Genomic DNA, 17,791 nt, shown 5'->3' with positions numbered 1-17,791 from the left:
ACCATTTAACCATATAGCCATATAACCATTTGTTGATTAATAACGAAAGAATCTATTTATTACAAATTAATGTTGCAAAACTAAATTGTTGCTACACTAGATTTTGGATGGGTGGCTCTTATCCGATAAAATAATTACTATTCAATCCCTTGTTCTCTGCACTTAACTTCACATTATGAAATACCTCATTGCCTTTATTGTCACCTTCTCTACTACTACAATACAAGCACAAGGTCTACCTCACCCCTTAAATCCCCCTCTCCCCGACCTTCGGTACGGGACAGGCCTGAAGGAGAGGGGGATTGGTAGAGACGTTGTGTACAACGTCTCTACAATTGGTAGAGACGTTGTACACAACGTCTCTACAATTGGTAGAGACGTTGCATTGCAACGTCTCTACCAATCCCCCTCTCCTTTTAACGATACATTAACGTCTAAAAATAAAAATCGCAAATGGGTTGCTGTTGCAGGAGCAGTATTATATAGCGTTACCTTATTCGGTTTAAATGAACTGTGGTACAAAAACACTCCACGCAGCCGTTTTCATTTTTTCAACGATAACCGGGAGTGGCTGCAGGTTGACAAAGTGGGGCATTTCTATTCGGCATTTCATCTTAGCAGAATTCTAATCAGCCCCACCAGCCCCCCTGCCTCCCGCAATGCTGGCCCGATGTCCACTGGACATCGTCCTCCCCAAAGGGGGGACTTTACCACCCCAATTGCCAAAGGCAAAAGTGATGGAAAAGCCCCCCCTGCGAGGGGGGTGGGGGGGGCTGCTTTAGGATTTTTGGCCATGACTCCGATTGAAATTCTTGACGGTTTCTCAGCTCAGCACGGTGCATCATGGGGTGATCTCATTGCCAATGCCGCTGGCTCAGGATTGGCATTAGGTCAATATTTACTATGGGATGAACTAAGAATTTATCCAAAATATTCATTTCACCAAACCCGTTTTGCACCTGAAAGACCTAACCTGTTAGGGTTAAACCTGTTGCAGCAATCCCTTAAAGATTACAACGGCCAAACCTATTGGCTTTCTGTAAATATTGCATCATTTTTAAATAACGATACTAAACTTCCACCCTGGTTGAACGTTTCTTTTGGATATGGCGCTCATGGCATGCTGGGCGGATTTGAAAATAGGTGGTACCAGGGAGATAGTTTAACAGACCGTTCTGATGAACAAAGATACAGGCAATATTATTTATCATTGGATATAGATTGGATGCGTATCAAAACGAACAGGAAATTCTTAAAATCCCTGTTCTATATTTTAAATGCCTTCCAAATTCCTGTCCCTGCATTGGAATTTAATGCGGGTCGGATTACTGATCCGGCAAAAAAAAGATTAACTTTGCAGTTAATTTATTTTACAAGATGAATATTGGAGATAAGCTCATATTAAAACCAGGCAATAAAGAAGGAACTATTACCAGGTTACTCAATAATCAATACATTGAGGTGACAATTGAAAATTGTTTTAAGATATCAGTATTAAGATCAGAAGTAGCGGAAGTAAATTCTGTGAAAACTATTAATATTGAAAAGCTTCAAATTAACAGTTTAAAGAGATCCCTTAAAAAACCTGATAGACGTTTTCAAAAAAACAAGTCATTAAAATCTAAAATTCCAAATACCAAACCGTTAGTAAACGGTTCGCCTGCTAGCGAATCCAAAATCCAGGAATTTTTCAAAATTGATCCGCAGGATATAATTGATAATATGTATCGGAATATATCAACCGGTACCAGAGATGTAAAACAAAATGCAGGTTCGATCTTATACCAGGATTACGAAGTAGACCTTCATATAGAAGAAATAATAAAAAGGCAGACGTGTAGAGACGTTGCATGCAACGTCTCTACACGTCTGCAGACCTCTCCTTCAAAAATGAATTCTTCTGAGATTCTTGATCTCCAATTGAGCACTTTTGAAAACGCCCTTGAAAAGGCAATCGCCTGTCAAATGAATCAAATTGTTTTTATCCATGGCGTAGGTAAAAGCATTTTAAGAAATGAATTGCATAAAAGGTTAAAACAGCATAAAGATATAATAAATTTTGAAAATCCAATAATAGGTAAATATGGATATGGGGCAACATTGGTGATAATTCGGTAAGATAATTTAGTTATAATTTAATTTTATTTGTATCTTTGCCCAAGTTATTCCGGATAAAACATTTAACCTTTTTAATCTTATGAAAACGATCAGAATTAGTAAATTTCAATACTCCCTGCCCCGCCAACTGGCGGGGCTATGCGCTATGCTAATTTTATCCACCGGGTTGCAATACTCTTGTGTAAATGAAAAAGAAAATTTATGGACAAAAACAGTGGGAGGAAGTGATGCCGACTGGGGTTATGCTGTACAGAAAACCAAAGATGGAGGATATATTTTTGCAGGCATTACGTCAAGCTTTGGAGCTGGTGATTATGATGTGTATTTGATAAGGGCAAATGCTAATGGCGATACTTTATGGACAAAAACCTATGGGGGAACGCGTACAGACAAGGCTTATTCGGTTCAGCAAAATTCAGAGGGAGGGTTTATTGTTGTCGGCAATACTGAAAGCTTTGGAGCAGGTGACCCGAATGTATATTTGATCTGTACGGATGCTGATGGGTTTGCTTTATGGACGAAAACTTATGGTGGAAGCATCTGGGATGGGGGCATGTGTGTGCAGCAGACCAAAGATGGCGGTTATATCGTTGTTGGCAATACTGAAAGCTATGGTGCAGGAAGGAATGATATATATTTATTCAAGACCGATGCCAAAGGCGTTACTTTATGGACAAAAACCTTTGGAGGAGCAGATGACGATAAGGGCTATTCGGTTCAGCAAACCAATGATGATGGATTTATTGTTGCAGGATATACAGAGAGCTTTGGCGCTGGAAAATCTGATGTCTATCTAATCAAAACAAATGAGAATGGAGACAGTTTATGGACAAAAACTTACGGGAGCAGCAGTTGGGAGCATAGTAATTCAGTACAGCAGACCAACGATGGCGGCTATATTATTGCTGGAAAAATCTTGAAATTAGAAACAGGAAATAGTGACGTCTATTTGATCCGTACCGATGAGAATGGTGACACTTTATGGACAAAAACTTATGGCGGGGACGGACAGGATGAAGGTTATTTTGTCCAGCAGACATCAGAGGGCGGATATATTGTAGCAGGAGAAACCTGGAGCCTTGAAACAGTAAGCGCTGATGGCTATTTGATCAGAACCGATGCAAACGGAGATACGCTCTGGACAAAAACTTTTGGGGGAAATGGAACTGATAACTTATATTCTGTGCTGCAAACCTCAGAGGGCGGATTCATTATTACAACAGGAGCTACCGAAAGCTTTGGAGCAGGAAGCTATGATGTACTTCTGATAAAAACAGATGCTAATGGAAATACTTTGCCGCTTGTGACTGACCAGCAGGAGGTACAATAAAAACATATAAACCTCAACATACACAACAATACTTTGTCGTACATATTCATAAAACATGAACATATAAGTAAGTTATAAGAAATGTGATTTTTTTGGGAACTTGTAATTTATACTTTAAGAATCTTAATCATTAACTAAAAACAATAATTCATGAAAAAATTACTGTCCTTAGTTACGTTTTTTGTATCTGTTTTGAATATATCCAATATTCAATCACAAATTATTGAAGCCGGAGGATATCATTCTTTAATGCTAGTTTGTGGTGACAGCACAGTGTGGGCGTGTGGATCTAATGGTTTAGGTCAGCTCGGCACTGGAGTACCAGGTACAAAAACCACACCATGGAAAGCATTAGTTTCCGATATTACTGCTATAGCAGCAGGATATTATCATACCATAGCATTACGAAATGACAGCACTGTATGGAAATGGGGTAGTGGAATTATTACACCTGTACAAATATCCGGACTTCTTAATATTACTGCAATAGCAACAGGTTATAACCATACTTTAGTAGTGAAAGATGATGGTACAGCTTGGGCATGGGGGGGTAATAATGTTGGTCAATTAGGAGATAGCACAACAACAAGTAGTTCTACCCCGGTGCAGGTGGCAGGAGGAATCAATAATTTTATCGCTGTAGCCGGAGGTAATTGGCACTCAATAGCATTAAGAAGTGATAGTACCGTTTGGGCTTGGGGAAGAAATAATTATGGTCAATTAGGAGATGGTACAACTACAAATAGAACAACTCCTGTACAGGTTGCAGGGCTTTCTAATATTATTGCTATTGCAGCAGGCGCAGAGCATTCATTAGCATTGAAAAATGATGGAACAGTATGGACATGGGGGTGGAATCAATATGGTCAATTAGGAAATGGAACAACATCACAAATAAACTCCAACCCTATACAAGTGTTTTCAAATTCCACGGCAATAGCAGCAGGAACTTTTTTTTCGATGGCATTAAGAATTGATTCTACGGTTTGGACCTGGGGATGGGGTAGTTATGGTGCATTAGGAGATGGAACTGCAATTCAGAGAACTTCTCCTGTATTATCATTATATCCTAAATCCATTGCCATAGCAGCGGGAAATTGGCATTCTATGTCGGTAAGATATGACAGCACTGTATGGGCTTGTGGATATAATAATGATGGGCAATTGGGAAATGATACTACATCAGGAGGAAGTTATAATCCTACCCCTGTTCAAACACAGTTGAATTGTAGCTTTGTTCCACCTCCACCGCCTCCACCACCTCTTCCAAGTTCACAAACAACTTTTCAAAAATTCTTCGATGTTATAGCAACTGATGATGATGACTTACGATCTGTACAACAAACCTCTGATGGCGGATATATTGCTGTAGGAGGTAGTGGAAACTATGCTATGAGTGGAGTTGGAAACGCGCTCTTAATTAAAACAGATCCTTATGGTAATAAATTATGGGCAAAAACTTATGGAGGAAGCATTGAAGAAAGGGGGATTTCTGTACAACAGACAACAGATGGGGGTTACATTGTTGTTGGATGGACGAGGAGTTTTGGAGCAGGTGGGCGAGATGTTTATCTAATCAAAACAGATACAAATGGGGATACTCTATGGACGAAAGTTTTTGGAAGCGCAGGAAATGAATATGGCAATTCCGTTCAGCAAACAATAGATGGTGGTTATATTATAGCTGGCAGTGGTTTAATAAAGACTGATAGCATTGGTAATTTACAATGGGCTAAAACATATGGTGGATGGTTTTTTTCTGTTCAACAAACTGCTGATGGAAAATATATTGCTGTTGGAAGTACCACAAACTTTGGGGTAGGAATCAATGACGTATATTTGATAAAAGCTGATACCAATGGTACTATAATATGGACAAAGACCTATGGTGGAAGTAATTCAGAATATGGCGCTTCAGTACAGCAAACCACAGATGGTGGGTATATTATAACTGGTTATACTGAAAGCTTTGGTGCGGGGAGTGGTGATGCTTTTCTAATTAAAACAGATACAGTTGGAAATATTTCATGGGCAAAAACCTATGGAGAAGCTGGTCTATGGGAAAGTGGTGCCTCTGTGCAACAAACCTCTGACGATGGATATATTCTGGTAGGATGGACCCCAGATGGAGGAGGAGACGTTTATGTTATCAAAACTGATTCTGTTGGGGATACGCTGTGGGCACGAACTTATGGAGACGGTTTTGGTTATGATGTAGGCAATTCCATTCAACAAACAACTGATGGTGGATATATTATTGGAGGACAATCAGGTGTCTCTGGAGGCTATATTATAAAGATGGATGCAAATGGAAATAGCGGATGTGTTCAATCATCAGTAAACCCAATTGTAGGAAATGCTTCATTTATAGTTAATTCTGGAGCAACTATTAACTCAGGTACAACCGTTAATGGTACTGCAACAATTGTCGATAGCCCGATAACTAACGATAGTGTGTCGTGTTTTAACTCAGGATGTAATTTTGTAATTAACATCGATACTATAAATATTACTATTAACAATGGAGATAGCATACAAGTCGGCAGTAGCATTTATACAGCGACCGGCACTTACATAGATACACTCATTGCCTCCAATGGCTGCGACAGCATTATTATTACCACCAACTTAACTGTCCTTACAGGAATAAGCACCCTTACTGAGCAAAATACGAAAATAAAAATTTATCCTAATCCTTTTTCTTCTTCGACAACTTTGCAGACAGACAAAGCTTTCAAAGGCGCAGCCTTAACAGTTTACAATTCATTTGGACAGCAAGTAAAACAAATAAAAAACATTTCAGGACAGACAGTTATTCTGCACAGCGACAATTTACCAAGCGGACTGTATTTCATTCGCCTGACGCAAGACAACAAAATAATCTCGACAGACAAATTAGTAATCATGGACTGACACTTGATACTGATGACAAACAGCACTGGCACTAACACGGGGCTTGTCGTAAGCTGGGTTGATGAGCAATTTGAAAGTATGTGCATCGCATTTAGTTCGGTAGCGTGGGACAGTTTTGTAGTGGTAAATCCGCCACTTCTTTAAGACCGAAACCGTTCATGTGTTCACGTGAACACATTCCCATCGTATGACAATCCCATATAACAACTGAATGACAATTGCAATTAAGTTGTAGGAATGAAAGGAATAATATTAGCTGGTGGGTCCGGCACCCGTCTATATCCCTTAACCCTCGTCATGAGCAAGCAATTAATGCCTGTTTATGACAAGCCAATGATATATTATCCCCTGTCTGTATTGATGATGACAGGTATCCATCAAATATTGATTATTACTACCCCTTCTGATCTACCTTTATTTAAAAAACTTTTAGGAGATGGCAAAGAACTGGGTTGTAGCTTTGAATATGCAGTCCAGGAAGTTCCCAATGGTCTTGCCCAGGCATTTGTGATTGGGAAAGAATTTATTGGAAAAGATAAAGTTGCCTTAATACTTGGTGATAATATTTTTTATGGCGCTGGAGTAAAAAAGTTATTAACCAGGAATAATGACCCTGACGGTGGTGTGATCTTTGCATACCACGTAAGGGATCCTAAAAGATATGGTGTGGTTGAATTTGATAAAAACAACAATGCTGTTTCTATTGAAGAAAAACCCAAACAACCAAAATCTAATTACGCAGTTCCGGGACTTTATTTTTATGATAATGACGTGGTTGAAATTGCAAAAAATCTACAACCAAGCGCCAGGGGAGAATATGAGATCACTGATATTAACAATGCCTATCTGCAAAGAAAAAAACTTAAAGTTGCTATTTTAGACAGAGGTACTGCCTGGCTTGATACGGGTACGTTTCAATCATATATTCAGGCGGGTAACTTTGTGCATGTTATTGAAGAAAGACAAGGGCTCAAAATTGGCTGTCCGGAAGAAGTAGCTTATAGAATGGGTTATATCAGTGGTAAGCAATTAAGGAGAATAGCTGAACCTTTAATACGAAGTGGATACGGGCAATATCTGTTGGATGTTTTAGATGCTAGCGATTAGCGTTGAACCCCGCCAGTTGGCGGGGCTCTGCACTTCACTCTCCTTTCACCATCACAATTTCAAATGGCGCATTTATATTCTGTTTAAACATTTCACCTTCAGTTTGTATGTCCTCATCATCCTCATCATATAACCACTGAACAGAGACTTCGTTGCCACTTTCATACAATACATTTAACCTTTTGAAAAGATTAGATAAATATACGGATGAACCCGTATTAAAGTAGTCTATATATATTTTTACACTTGTTTTGGGCTGAGGATTTTTAATGTATTCTTCCAGCCATTCAAAAATCGGGATATAAAATTCTTTCGCATCCCTCGGTATTGACCTGCCTTCAAAATCAAGCGTTCCTTTATCAGGGTCGAGCTCTACTTTTGGGGTATGCTCAGTCTTCTTTAATGATAAAATTTCCATTTTTTAATCCTAATTGAAGAAGTATACTTTTATTTGCGGGCAAAGTTAAAAACTAAAAATGTATAAAAAAATTTTGTCGTAATTATTTGCTATTTGCAAACAATAATATCATGGTTCAAAACCTGATTAGTATTGGGTTGCAATTATGAGATGACCCGCCTTCCATAGGCCATTGGCGGGCAGGTAAAACTAACAAACCAAAACCAGTAACCAACTAACTAAAACTACTAACTAATAAACCAATAACTAATTTAGTATATTAGCATCGGGTTATCTATCATACCAATCTCTTTTCTTAGTCAGTTTCAGGTCCTGCAATATAGAAGCTTTTACTTTTATATCAACCGAATAAGACTGTCTTATTCCAATAGGCATCCACGTAAAGTTCATTTCCCAGCAGTGGAGGTCTCTGTAAATAGTTATGTTTGTAGTTGAAAATCCTTTATTTATAAAATCATAGCCGGAATCAAAGCCGATCTTCCATTTTTCTGTAAGGTTTACATCTCCGCTGAATTTCAAAGATTGAGATATCTTCGTAGTATCCCTTAAAATTATTCCATTAATGTCTTTAACAAAGTCTTTTTTAAAATTCAGATTATATGTAATATCTAAATTCCAGGGGATATTAAAATCTACATACTGTTCAGGGTTGGCTTTGATCTCTTCCAACTCTTGCTCGCTGCCTTTATCACTTTTATATTTCCTTTCAAATGCTTTAGGATTGAGATTGGTGCTAAAAAATAGGCTGGCAGAGGTCAATCTTAAAATGCCCTTTCCTTTTTCATCCCATACAAATCTGTTGATCTTATTGCCCGATGCGTCTAATTGATACGGATCAAAAGTTGATTTGAAATTCATGTTCAGTCTGTTAAAAAGACTTGTTGTAGCATTCAGATTAAAAGGCGCTAAATTCAGTGAATCTGCTGCAAGATTATAGCTGCTGCTGATTCTCAGGTTTCTCAGCAATGTTACTTTTTTAAACTTTTTGGTAGTATCTTTTTCAGATTTTACTTTCATTTCCAAAACATTCACCAAAGAAAATCCTATACTTCCCGATTTCCCGGCTCTAGGAGCGCCAAAAATTGCTCCTTGGTAGCGAGATAATTTTTTCATATTTCCTATTGTATCTTTTTGTTTTTCCGGATAAAATACAAGAAACCTTTCTTCTGAAAAGTCAGGATGATAATTAAAACGAATGCTTGGCGTCATCACATGCCTGATCGCTTTGATCTTTTTGCCTTTAAACTGGTATAATCCGTAAATTTTAGTTGACATAGCCGCTCCTGCAGAATATTGGTAAGCCCGTGAAAAAACAGGAATAGTATCAACTATAAGTATGGTATCTTTCCATTCATATCTTAATTTTTGGGGATACCAATATTCTGTATAATTAATACTTGGGCTTATATTAATGTTTTTAAATAATTTGAACGTTGTTGACAGCGGGATGGAATGCTTTGCCCCATACTGCCCTCTTTCTAATAGCAAAGGAATATTGTCAAAACTAATCCCGGTGGTATCATTTTGGTAGGTTTCAGGCACAGTTAATCCTACAAAAATGTTTTTTCTTATATTAGAGATCTTATACCTGGCATTAAAATTATAGGTGAAATTTATCTGCTCATACCAGCTTTTCCCTCCTCCGGTTTTTTTCTTAAAAGGATAAATCCTGTTCATTGAAAAACTAAAATCAGGGAGGGTAAAGTTCATTTCTTCTGTTACCGTGTTTTGATTCTGCCTTAGATTCACGCCCATTCTAAATGGTGTTCCTTTAAAGCTTTTGGTATAAGAAATAGTTGAATTGAAAGTGCTTGATTGCATATCTTCAATAATGTATGAGTTATTCCTGTTGTGGGTAGATGTCCCGGCATCCACTGAAGCTGAAAACCTGCCTGTACCTTTGCTTACGGGGTTGTGCCTCCACTTAACCCAGAAGTCATTTATTACGTTTATATTGCTTTCATCACCTGTTCTTCGCTTATTGAAATTTAAGTTCAGGTTACCATTATAAGTGTACCTTTTTTTATAATTGGTCAGCATGTTTAGCCCCCAACCGCCCTTTGTGTATATTTCACCAAGGAATTTTATACCTATGTAATCATTTACTGCCCAGTAATAACCACCCTGCCTCAAAAAGAATCCCCTGGTACCGGATTCACCATAGATGGGAATAATGATGCCTGAAGTCTGCTTATCAGGAATTGGAAAGATACCGAAAGCAAAACCCAGGGGAGTCGGTATATCGCTTACTACCAGGTTAAATGGGCCCGTCACGATCTTATCATCCGGGATCATCTTTATCTTTTTTGAATTGATATAAAAATGGGGATGCTCATGATTGCAGGTGGTATAACGTGCCTGGCTGATATAATATTCATCGGCTTCATTTTTCTTTACCTTTTCACCATGGATATACCCTTCGCCCTGGCGGGTAACAATTTCAGAAATAATACCTTTCCTGGTTTTAAAGTTGTATTTTATTCTTTTTGCAATATAAGTATCATCGCCCTCTTGAAATATAGGCGTCCCCTGGAATTTTCCTGTAGAATCTTCAACACCATTGGCAGATAAGATGTCTGTCAGCCAGTTTATTTGTATCTGTTCTGCCTCCAACGAAATATCACCATAAGTAATTTTGGCATCACCGTATAAATAGACTACCTGGTCAACCACATCTAATTTGATGGAATCCGTGGCAGAATAATTAATTGTGGTTTCTATATCCTTTTTTTCAGGCGCGATATCCAGTGTATCTGCTGAAATTATGGTAGTATCTGTTTCTGATCCGGTCCCGGGTACCCGGTATTGGATTTGGGATTTATTTGTATCAATAATCTCGAGTAACCCGGGATTAGCGCCAAGCGTATCATTTTCAATAATCTGTGCATTGCAACCCTGCATCCCCTCCCATACAAGCAGATATATGAATAATGGTAAAAGGCGCATGGCGCATAGCCCCGCCAAATGGCGGGGCATGGCGCTATTGTATCTGAATTTCAATGTTTAAATGAAATTTCAAATTACACGAAAAAATTAGTGAGAATTAGTGTAATTCGTGGTTAAATTTGTATTCCAAAGCTCCACTCAACATAGTCAGCGCTGCCTAAATGGGCTTTGAGGTAAAATCCTCCGAAGAAAGTCTTTGAAAACTGGTATTTAAGTCCGTAACGCTGATAAAAAGGCCTGTGTTTCTTATAGGGCCTGTAAAAATATGCTCCAAAATGTGTAATCATTGATAGTTTACCCACCATTAGCTCATGACCAATTATCATGCCGGCTCTTTTAATATCAGGGGTAGCGCCATTGAGGTTTAATGAATCTTTAATTATTTCCTGTTTTAATGATGAATCATAAAAACCGTCAATACCCACACACAATTTGTTTATCGCACTCATGTTCCTGGCCGCGTAAGCAGAAACAATGGCCGCAAAGTATTTTCTTCCTCCGGTTGGATATATTTCCTTGACCGCAAACCCCATAGCAAGGTTTATTTTGACCCTTCCAGCCCCTCTAACAGCCCCCCTGCCTCCCGCAATGCTGGCCCGATGTCCACTGGACATCGTCCTCCCCAAAGGGGGGACTTTGCCACCCCCTTTCCCTCCCGGAGAATAACGAATTCCAACATTTGCAGTGGGTATATTGATTCCCAGGTTGGGCATTTTGATCGCCCCGTTTGAAAAATGCGTTATCATGATGCCAGCTTGAAACGATATCTTATCGCTGATCTTTTTATCGTATTCTATTTTGCCCTGCATTACCCCGTTGATGCTCGTACTGAATAAGTTGTTTTTATGATTTTCGATTCTGTCAAACTTTTTTGTATGGTAAACTAATCCGGTTCCTATCCTTAGATTTAACCTGGCTCTGCTGCTCGTCCTTCCAATTTTTCTCCCCTCTCTTTCTCCCCTCTCCACGCCAGTGGAGAAGGGTAGGGGGTGAGGTGAGGAAAGGCGCAAAGGCACATTTAAATAAAAAACGGCTGTATATGCGTCTCCCAGCACTTCCGGATTCCCGAGATTGAAATAGAAAAAAGAATAACTGATCTGAGGATAATTATATAGCTTGTGCCAGGCTCTATTGCCTGTTGTTTGTTTATGAAGGCTTAGTTCAACAGCTAAGGGGTGGCTTGTTGCAAGATGTGCCATTTTCGGGCTATGTTGCCAGATAAAACCGTAATGGGTGGTTAAGCCAAATAACCAGGGGGCCTTATCATCTTTATCCTGGCCTATACAGGGTAGAATGATAAGTAAGTAAGCACATAATGCATAGCCCCGCCTGTTGGCGGGGTAGAGCACGGAGCGCCATACCCTGCCAACTAGTAGAGCTATGCACGTAAAGCTGTATATAAGTCGCATTATTGGGTTAATTTGTTGTAGAATAACTATTTTTTGGTAAAACTACTAAATTGAAGTTTAAAATGAATTTTGAAGATAAAACAGCAGCAATAATCTTTTATTCAAATATACATGACGTATATTTGTATTTTTTTATGTCAATCACAGTCAATAACCTCACAAAAGTTTTTGGTACCCACCCAGCCGTGGATGGTATAAGCTTTTCGGTAGAGCGGGGAGAGATATTAGGTTTTTTAGGGCCTAACGGAGCCGGTAAAACCACTACCATGAGGGTGGCTGCATGTTATCTCCCGCCTACAAGCGGTACTGTTACAGTTTGCGGTTATGATGTGATGGAATCATCCATTGAGGTTCGTAAAAGCGTAGGCTATCTTTCCGAGCAGAATCCTCTTTACACTGATATGTATGTGCATGAATACCTGCATTTCATTGGGAGTTTGTACAATTTAAAAGGCGCTAAACTGAAAAGCAGTGTAGAGAAAATGATACAACAGTGCGGCTTATCCCCTGAGCAGAATAAAAAGATCGGAACGCTGTCAAAAGGCTTCAGGCAGCGTGTTGGTTTGGCTCAGGCATTGATCCATGACCCTGAAGTTTTGATAATGGATGAACCTACTTCGGGTTTAGACCCCAACCAGATCATTGAGATCAGGGAGGTTATTAAAAATATCGGTAAGGAAAAAACCGTTGTCTTTTCAACCCATATTTTGCAGGAAGTACAAGCTATTTGTGACAGGGTGGTTATCATCAATGAAGGTAAAATTGTGGCTGACAGTAAAGTTGCTGAACTTATTAAACAAAAAGGTTCGCTGGAAAATGTTTTTCAACAATTAACTAAATAGGCATCGCGCAGAGAACGCCATGCAGTAAGCTCCATGCGCCCTGCATTTTTGATACATGTTTAACATCCTCAAAAAAGAAATAAACAGTTTCCTAAACTCCCTGATCGCCTACATCGTCATCATTGTTTTCCTGACAGGCATTGGGTTGTTTATGTGGGTAATTCCCGGAACCAATGTTTTTGATTATGGCTTTGCCGATATGGATACCCTTTTTTTTATCACGCCTTATGTATTTATGTTTTTAATACCTGCAATTACGATGAGAACCTTTGCCGAGGAAAAAAAAGCCGGCACCATGGAACTACTGCTTACAAAACCACTAACTGATTGGCAGGTCATCTTTGGAAAGTATTTTTCAAGCTTTTTGCTTGTAATTTTTGCCTTATTACCAACCCTGATATACTATTCCACAGTTTATATTTTAGGTAACCCTGCAGGTAATATTGATTCAGCAGCGGCCACTGGTTCTTACATTGGATTGATATTTTTAGGAGCAATATTTACATCAATCGGGATATTTTCATCAGCAATAACTAAAGACCAGATCATCTCATTTATCATTGCTTCTGCCCTATGCGTTATTGTTTATTCAGGTTTTAGCTCTTTAGCTGCTATCGATCTATGGGGAAAATATGCTGATCTGATCAGTCAGTTAGGGATAGCTTATCACTATAGTTCAATGAGCAAAGGGCTGATTGATTCTGGTGATATTGTTTATTTTTTAGGTGTGATCGCAATAATGCTTTTATCAACTAAATTTGTTTTGGAAACCAGGAAATGGTAGATCAATGAACAAGTAAAAAGTAAAAAGTATAAAGTATAAATTCACTTTTTACTTTTACCTTTTTACTTTTTACTTGAAATGATAAAAAGGAGAAAATAAAATTGTATTAACATATAAATTAACAAACAATGGAAACATTATCCTCAAAAGAGCTGGCTAGAATACTATTATTGAAAGATGTATATTCACTTGGTTATTATGGCAGAAACAGAAAAGGAAATTTTCCTAAGCCAATAAAAATTAAAAATGAATCACATTATAAAATTACAGAAATAAACAAAATGCTGGGTATAAAAAATATTAAAGATATAGAATTTATTGATAAGAACGAATGCATGCAAATTCTGGGACTTTCGCCTAAAAAAGCACGAAGCCTTCTTAACTCAAAGAAAATACCCAGTTATCGCATAAGTAATTACAAGGGAGCAAGGATGCTATTTGATAAAGCCCAGATAGAAAGAATTAAGAATCTAACAGAAGGAGTTGAGGTATCATTTTCATTTTCTTCTATAACGCTTGATAACATTTTGTTGACAGGTTTCATAAAAAAACTTTTAGGCTCTAAACCATTTATCCCGAATCTGTCCGAAAAAGAATTAGATATTCTAAAGTATTTATTCTTTGAAAAATTAAGTTTGAGGAAAGTAGCTAAAAAATATAATGTAACCACAGAAAGAATAAGACAAATAAAAGACAAAACCCAAAGAAAAATAAGATATAATATAGACAAATTATCACTAAGATATAGAATATGTAACGAAAAAATATTAGAAGTTGAATATTTGAAAGAAAAAAATGAACGGTTGGAGATGTATATAAAAAAATTTAAAGACGGTGAAAAAAAATTAAAAGAATCAAAAGAATATGAAAATATTTACGGCTGTAAATTATCTGATTTAAAATTAAGTACTAGAAGTTATTATAACTTGAGAGGTGCCGGTCTGGAAACATCGATGGATGTTATCAATTATTGTGAAACTTATGGATATAAGAGCCTTCTTAGAATTAGAAATTTCGGTGTAAAGTCTTCAAGTGAGGTGCTGGCAGTTTTTTTAAAAAAATTCAATATCGATTTAATGACATCTCTAAAAACCCAAAAATAAATCTTTACCGCAACCATACAATCATGTAACAATAATAACAATGCATCCATTGAAACGAACTAAAAGGCTGAACGATATACTGACTTTCATAATAGGCATAATCATGATCCTGCTTGCGAATATTATCGCCTCACAATACTTTTTCAGGTACGACCTGACCGAAGATAAGAGATACAGCATTTCGCCTGCAACAATAAAGGTTTTAAACGGGTTGGAAGATATAGTTTATGTAGAAGTGTATCTTGAAGGTGATTTTCCTGCCGGTTTTAAACGCTTACAGAGAGCCATACGTGATAAATTGGACGAATTCGGGATTTATGCCGGCAGCAATCTGCAATTCAGGTTTGTAAATCCTGGTGAAAATCCTGATCCCAGGCAGCGCAATCAATATTACCTTCAGTTAGCTGAAAAAGGGTTACAACCTACCAATCTTTTTGCCAGGGAAGGTGATAAAAAGATAGAGAAGATAATCTTTCCGGGGGCTTTGATCTCTTACAGGGATAAGGAAGTTCCTGTGATGCTTTTGAAGGGCAACAGCGCAGCAAGGTCTGATGAAATATTAAACCAGTCGGTTGAAGGTGTTGAATTTGAGCTTATATCTGCAATCAGGAAATTGACATCAATTCAAAAGAAAAAAATTGCTATCATTGAAGGGCATGGAGAATTGAATAAAATTCAGATGGCTGATATTACCAGCTCATTAAAAGAAAACTTCCTTATTGAGCGTATAAACCTGCCCGAAAAAATTAGCCTGAATGATTATGACGCCATTATCGTTGCCAGGCCGGATACTGTTTTTAGTGATTATGACAAATACAAAATAGATCAATTTATCATAAAAGGCGGAAAGGCGCTCTTTTTTATTGATGCGGTTAATGTCAATCTCGACAGCATCGGGGAAGAAGGCAAGCTGGTGATGCCCTATAAGCTGGATCTTGGAGACATGTTCTTTAGATACGGAATACGATTAAATGCAGATCTGATCCAGGATCTGAACTCCGGGGTTATACCACTGTTTGTCGGTTACATGGGCAACCAGCCGCAGACCCGGCTTGTAAACTGGCGCTATTATCTTTTGCTGAATACCTTCAGCAAACATCCGATAGTGAAGAATATGGATGTGCTTTATGCAAGGTTTTTGGGTACAATAGACACGGTAAAAGCCGGGGGGATAAAAAAGACGCCATTGGTATTTACATCAAAATATTCCAAAATATTGCCCACACCTGTGAGGGTTAATTTTAACGAGGTGCGGCTTGATGTTAATCCACGATTATTCAGCCAGGGAAGTCTTCCCGTTGCATATTTGCTTGAAGGCAGCTTTCAGTCTCTGTATACGCACCGGCTGGCATTGCATACAGAGAATACGTTTGAATTCAAAGAAAAAGATAAACCTTCAAAGATCATTATCTGCTCCGATGGTGATTTGATCCAAAATGATGTTAATAAAAAAACAGGTCATCCTTACCCGCTTGGATATGACAGGTTTACCCGCAGGCAATTTGCCAATAAAGAATTTGTATTAAATGCAGTGGATTATTTGCTTGACGAAAGTGGTATTATTACTTTAAGAGCCAAAGAAGTGACATTCAGGCCTTTGGATAAAGTTAAAATAAAAGAAGAAAGACTGAAATGGCAGTTGATAAATTTGGTTGTGCCTGTTATTTTGATTGTTTTATTTGGGGTGGGGAGGAATTATTTTAGGAAGAGGAAGTATGAAAGAAAGTTGACAGTTGGCAGTTGACAATAGACAGTAGACAATATGACAATAGACAATGACTATGACAAGGGGTGGTTATCATCGGATGACTCTCCAGGTTGTGCGTTTGGGTCATCCGATGAATTTGCTGGCAAAAAAATAAAATCAGAACCACTAATTACACTAATTATAAAGAAAAAATTATATTTGAATTAGTAAAAGAAAACTTGAATTCATTATGTAGCCAAATAAGTACCTTTGAAAAGGTTATCGCAAATTGCGATAACATAATTTTAATATAAAGATGGAAAAAAGACAGTCCCTTTTAGTTTCTGAAAAAGTAGATAGAGGCATCTTGATTATCAGAAGTAAAAAAGTAATGTTAGATACTGACTTGGCTGAAATTTACGGGGTTACAACAAGAAGGTTAAATGAGCAGGTAAAAAGAAATATTAAACGTTTCCCGGAAGAATTCATGTTTCAACTCACGGAAGAAGAAAAGAGAGAGGTTATCGCAAATTGCTATCACCTTCAAAAAATTAAATTTTCTCCTCACCTGCCTTATGTCTTTACTGAACATGGAACTGTTATGCTGGCAAGTGTTTTAAACAGTCCTGTAGCTGTGCAGGCAAGTATACAAGTAGTAAAAGCCTTTGTCCGTTTAAGAGAAATACTTTCTACCAACAAAGAACTGGCTCATAAATTAGAAGAATTAGAAAAGAAATACGACAAACAATTTGCAGTGGTATTTAAAGCTATTCGTCAACTGATGGAACCTCCAAGTCACCCAAGGAAACGGATCGGATTTTAAGCACAGAAAAAGGATAAATTAAATGCTCTATTTGTAAATGTCAAAGAATAAAACTATAATCCTGGTTATCATTTTGATTGTTTTATCAATCATCACCTGGTTCGCTATACAAAAAAGACAAGGTACCTCTACCCTCAGCATCGCTGAGACAGACTTCACTGTTACTGACACGGCAGCGGTTGACAGCATTTTTATTGCTCACAAGGACGGACGGAATAACTTATTTAAAAGACAACCAAACGGCAGATGGAGCATTAATAATAAATATCTTGTAAGAAAAGATATGATAAAGATGCTGCTGGAAACCATGA

Annotated in this window: 14 protein-coding genes; 11 read left to right on the top strand and 3 right to left on the bottom strand. The window is 37.9% G+C overall.

Features of this window, described 5'->3' with window-relative positions; translation table 11 throughout:
• The first annotated feature begins 175 nt into the window (after nt 1-175).
• The 5 genes from FVQ77_07170 (at nt 176) to rfbA (ending at nt 7,468) form a co-directional block, all read left to right on the top strand.
• Nucleotides 176-1,381, top strand: a complete 1,206-nt coding sequence (locus FVQ77_07170) for a DUF2279 domain-containing protein (GenBank protein MBW8050107.1) — start codon at nt 176-178, stop codon at nt 1,379-1,381.
• Complete coding sequence (locus FVQ77_07165; protein ID MBW8050106.1) at nt 1,378-2,118, top strand: Smr/MutS family protein; 741 nt, start codon at nt 1,378-1,380, stop codon at nt 2,116-2,118. The genes FVQ77_07170 and FVQ77_07165 overlap by 4 nt, the downstream gene beginning before the upstream one ends.
• 79 nt (nt 2,119-2,197) lie before the next feature.
• Nucleotides 2,198-3,448: a hypothetical protein gene (locus FVQ77_07160; protein ID MBW8050105.1), complete on the top strand. Its 1,251-nt coding sequence runs from the start codon at nt 2,198-2,200 to the stop codon at nt 3,446-3,448.
• Nucleotides 3,449-3,598: 150 nt separating this feature from the next.
• Nucleotides 3,599-6,361, top strand: coding sequence for a T9SS type A sorting domain-containing protein (locus FVQ77_07155; GenBank protein ID MBW8050104.1), 2,763 nt, complete (start codon nt 3,599-3,601; stop codon nt 6,359-6,361).
• Nucleotides 6,362-6,598: 237 nt separating this feature from the next.
• Complete coding sequence (gene rfbA / locus FVQ77_07150) at nt 6,599-7,468, top strand: glucose-1-phosphate thymidylyltransferase RfbA (GenBank protein MBW8050103.1); 870 nt, start codon at nt 6,599-6,601, stop codon at nt 7,466-7,468.
• Between the two features lie 34 nt (nt 7,469-7,502).
• Here rfbA and FVQ77_07145 read toward each other — a convergent pair whose 3' ends face one another.
• The 3 genes from FVQ77_07145 to FVQ77_07135 form a co-directional block, all read right to left on the bottom strand.
• Nucleotides 7,503-7,886 (bottom strand): DUF1987 domain-containing protein, encoded by a 384-nt coding sequence (locus FVQ77_07145; protein ID MBW8050102.1) that lies wholly within the window; start codon nt 7,884-7,886, stop codon nt 7,503-7,505.
• Between the two features lie 270 nt (nt 7,887-8,156).
• Entirely contained in the window at nt 8,157-10,886 is a 2,730-nt protein-coding gene (locus FVQ77_07140; GenBank protein MBW8050101.1) for an LPS-assembly protein LptD, read from the bottom strand.
• Between the two features lie 59 nt (nt 10,887-10,945).
• Nucleotides 10,946-12,241 (bottom strand): acyloxyacyl hydrolase, encoded by a 1,296-nt coding sequence (locus FVQ77_07135; GenBank protein ID MBW8050100.1) that lies wholly within the window; start codon nt 12,239-12,241, stop codon nt 10,946-10,948.
• Between the two features lie 134 nt (nt 12,242-12,375).
• Between FVQ77_07135 and FVQ77_07130 the strand changes: the two genes are divergently transcribed.
• From FVQ77_07130 to FVQ77_07105, 6 genes are all read left to right on the top strand, one after another.
• Nucleotides 12,376-13,083, top strand: coding sequence for an ATP-binding cassette domain-containing protein (locus FVQ77_07130; GenBank protein ID MBW8050099.1), 708 nt, complete (start codon nt 12,376-12,378; stop codon nt 13,081-13,083).
• A 55-nt stretch (nt 13,084-13,138) separates the two neighbouring features.
• The gene (gene gldF / locus FVQ77_07125; GenBank protein ID MBW8050098.1) at nt 13,139-13,867 is read left to right on the top strand and encodes a gliding motility-associated ABC transporter permease subunit GldF; all 729 of its coding nucleotides are present in this window, start codon (nt 13,139-13,141) and stop codon (nt 13,865-13,867) included.
• 128 nt (nt 13,868-13,995) lie between these two features.
• Nucleotides 13,996-14,970 carry a hypothetical protein gene (locus FVQ77_07120; protein ID MBW8050097.1) on the top strand — a complete coding sequence of 325 codons (975 nt, stop codon included), beginning with the start codon at nt 13,996-13,998 and terminating at the stop codon, nt 14,968-14,970.
• A gap of 40 nt (nt 14,971-15,010) precedes the next feature.
• A complete protein-coding gene (gldG, locus tag FVQ77_07115) occupies nt 15,011-16,714 on the top strand; it encodes a gliding motility-associated ABC transporter substrate-binding protein GldG (GenBank protein ID MBW8050096.1) in 1,704 nt (567 codons plus the stop codon).
• Nucleotides 16,715-16,973: 259 nt separating this feature from the next.
• Nucleotides 16,974-17,480, top strand: a complete 507-nt coding sequence (locus FVQ77_07110) for an ORF6N domain-containing protein (GenBank protein MBW8050095.1) — start codon at nt 16,974-16,976, stop codon at nt 17,478-17,480.
• Nucleotides 17,481-17,517: 37 nt separating this feature from the next.
• A partial coding sequence (locus FVQ77_07105) for a hypothetical protein (protein MBW8050094.1) occupies nt 17,518-17,791 on the top strand: 274 nt, incomplete at its 3' end.

Source organism: Cytophagales bacterium (assembly GCA_019456305.1).
In the GTDB taxonomy this organism is placed as follows: Bacteria; Bacteroidota; Bacteroidia; order Cytophagales; family VRUD01; genus VRUD01.
Note: the sequence above shows the minus strand (reverse complement) of the source record. Positions and strands in the feature narration are given on the sequence as shown.

Coding starts and splice junctions, on each gene's coding strand:
- rfbA (MBW8050103.1), top strand. CDS start 6,599: ATGAAAGGAATAATATTAGCTGGTGGGTCCGGCACCCGTCTATATCCC.
- FVQ77_07110 (MBW8050095.1), top strand. CDS start 16,974: ATGGAAAAAAGACAGTCCCTTTTAGTTTCTGAAAAAGTAGATAGAGGC.
- gldF (MBW8050098.1), top strand. CDS start 13,139: ATGTTTAACATCCTCAAAAAAGAAATAAACAGTTTCCTAAACTCCCTG.
- FVQ77_07165 (MBW8050106.1), top strand. CDS start 1,378: ATGAATATTGGAGATAAGCTCATATTAAAACCAGGCAATAAAGAAGGA.
- FVQ77_07130 (MBW8050099.1), top strand. CDS start 12,376: ATGTCAATCACAGTCAATAACCTCACAAAAGTTTTTGGTACCCACCCA.
- FVQ77_07155 (MBW8050104.1), top strand. CDS start 3,599: ATGAAAAAATTACTGTCCTTAGTTACGTTTTTTGTATCTGTTTTGAAT.
- FVQ77_07170 (MBW8050107.1), top strand. CDS start 176: ATGAAATACCTCATTGCCTTTATTGTCACCTTCTCTACTACTACAATA.
- FVQ77_07160 (MBW8050105.1), top strand. CDS start 2,198: ATGAAAACGATCAGAATTAGTAAATTTCAATACTCCCTGCCCCGCCAA.
- FVQ77_07135 (MBW8050100.1), bottom strand. CDS start 12,241: ATGCGACTTATATACAGCTTTACGTGCATAGCTCTACTAGTTGGCAGG.
- gldG (MBW8050096.1), top strand. CDS start 15,011: ATGCATCCATTGAAACGAACTAAAAGGCTGAACGATATACTGACTTTC.
- FVQ77_07120 (MBW8050097.1), top strand. CDS start 13,996: ATGGAAACATTATCCTCAAAAGAGCTGGCTAGAATACTATTATTGAAA.
- FVQ77_07145 (MBW8050102.1), bottom strand. CDS start 7,886: ATGGAAATTTTATCATTAAAGAAGACTGAGCATACCCCAAAAGTAGAG.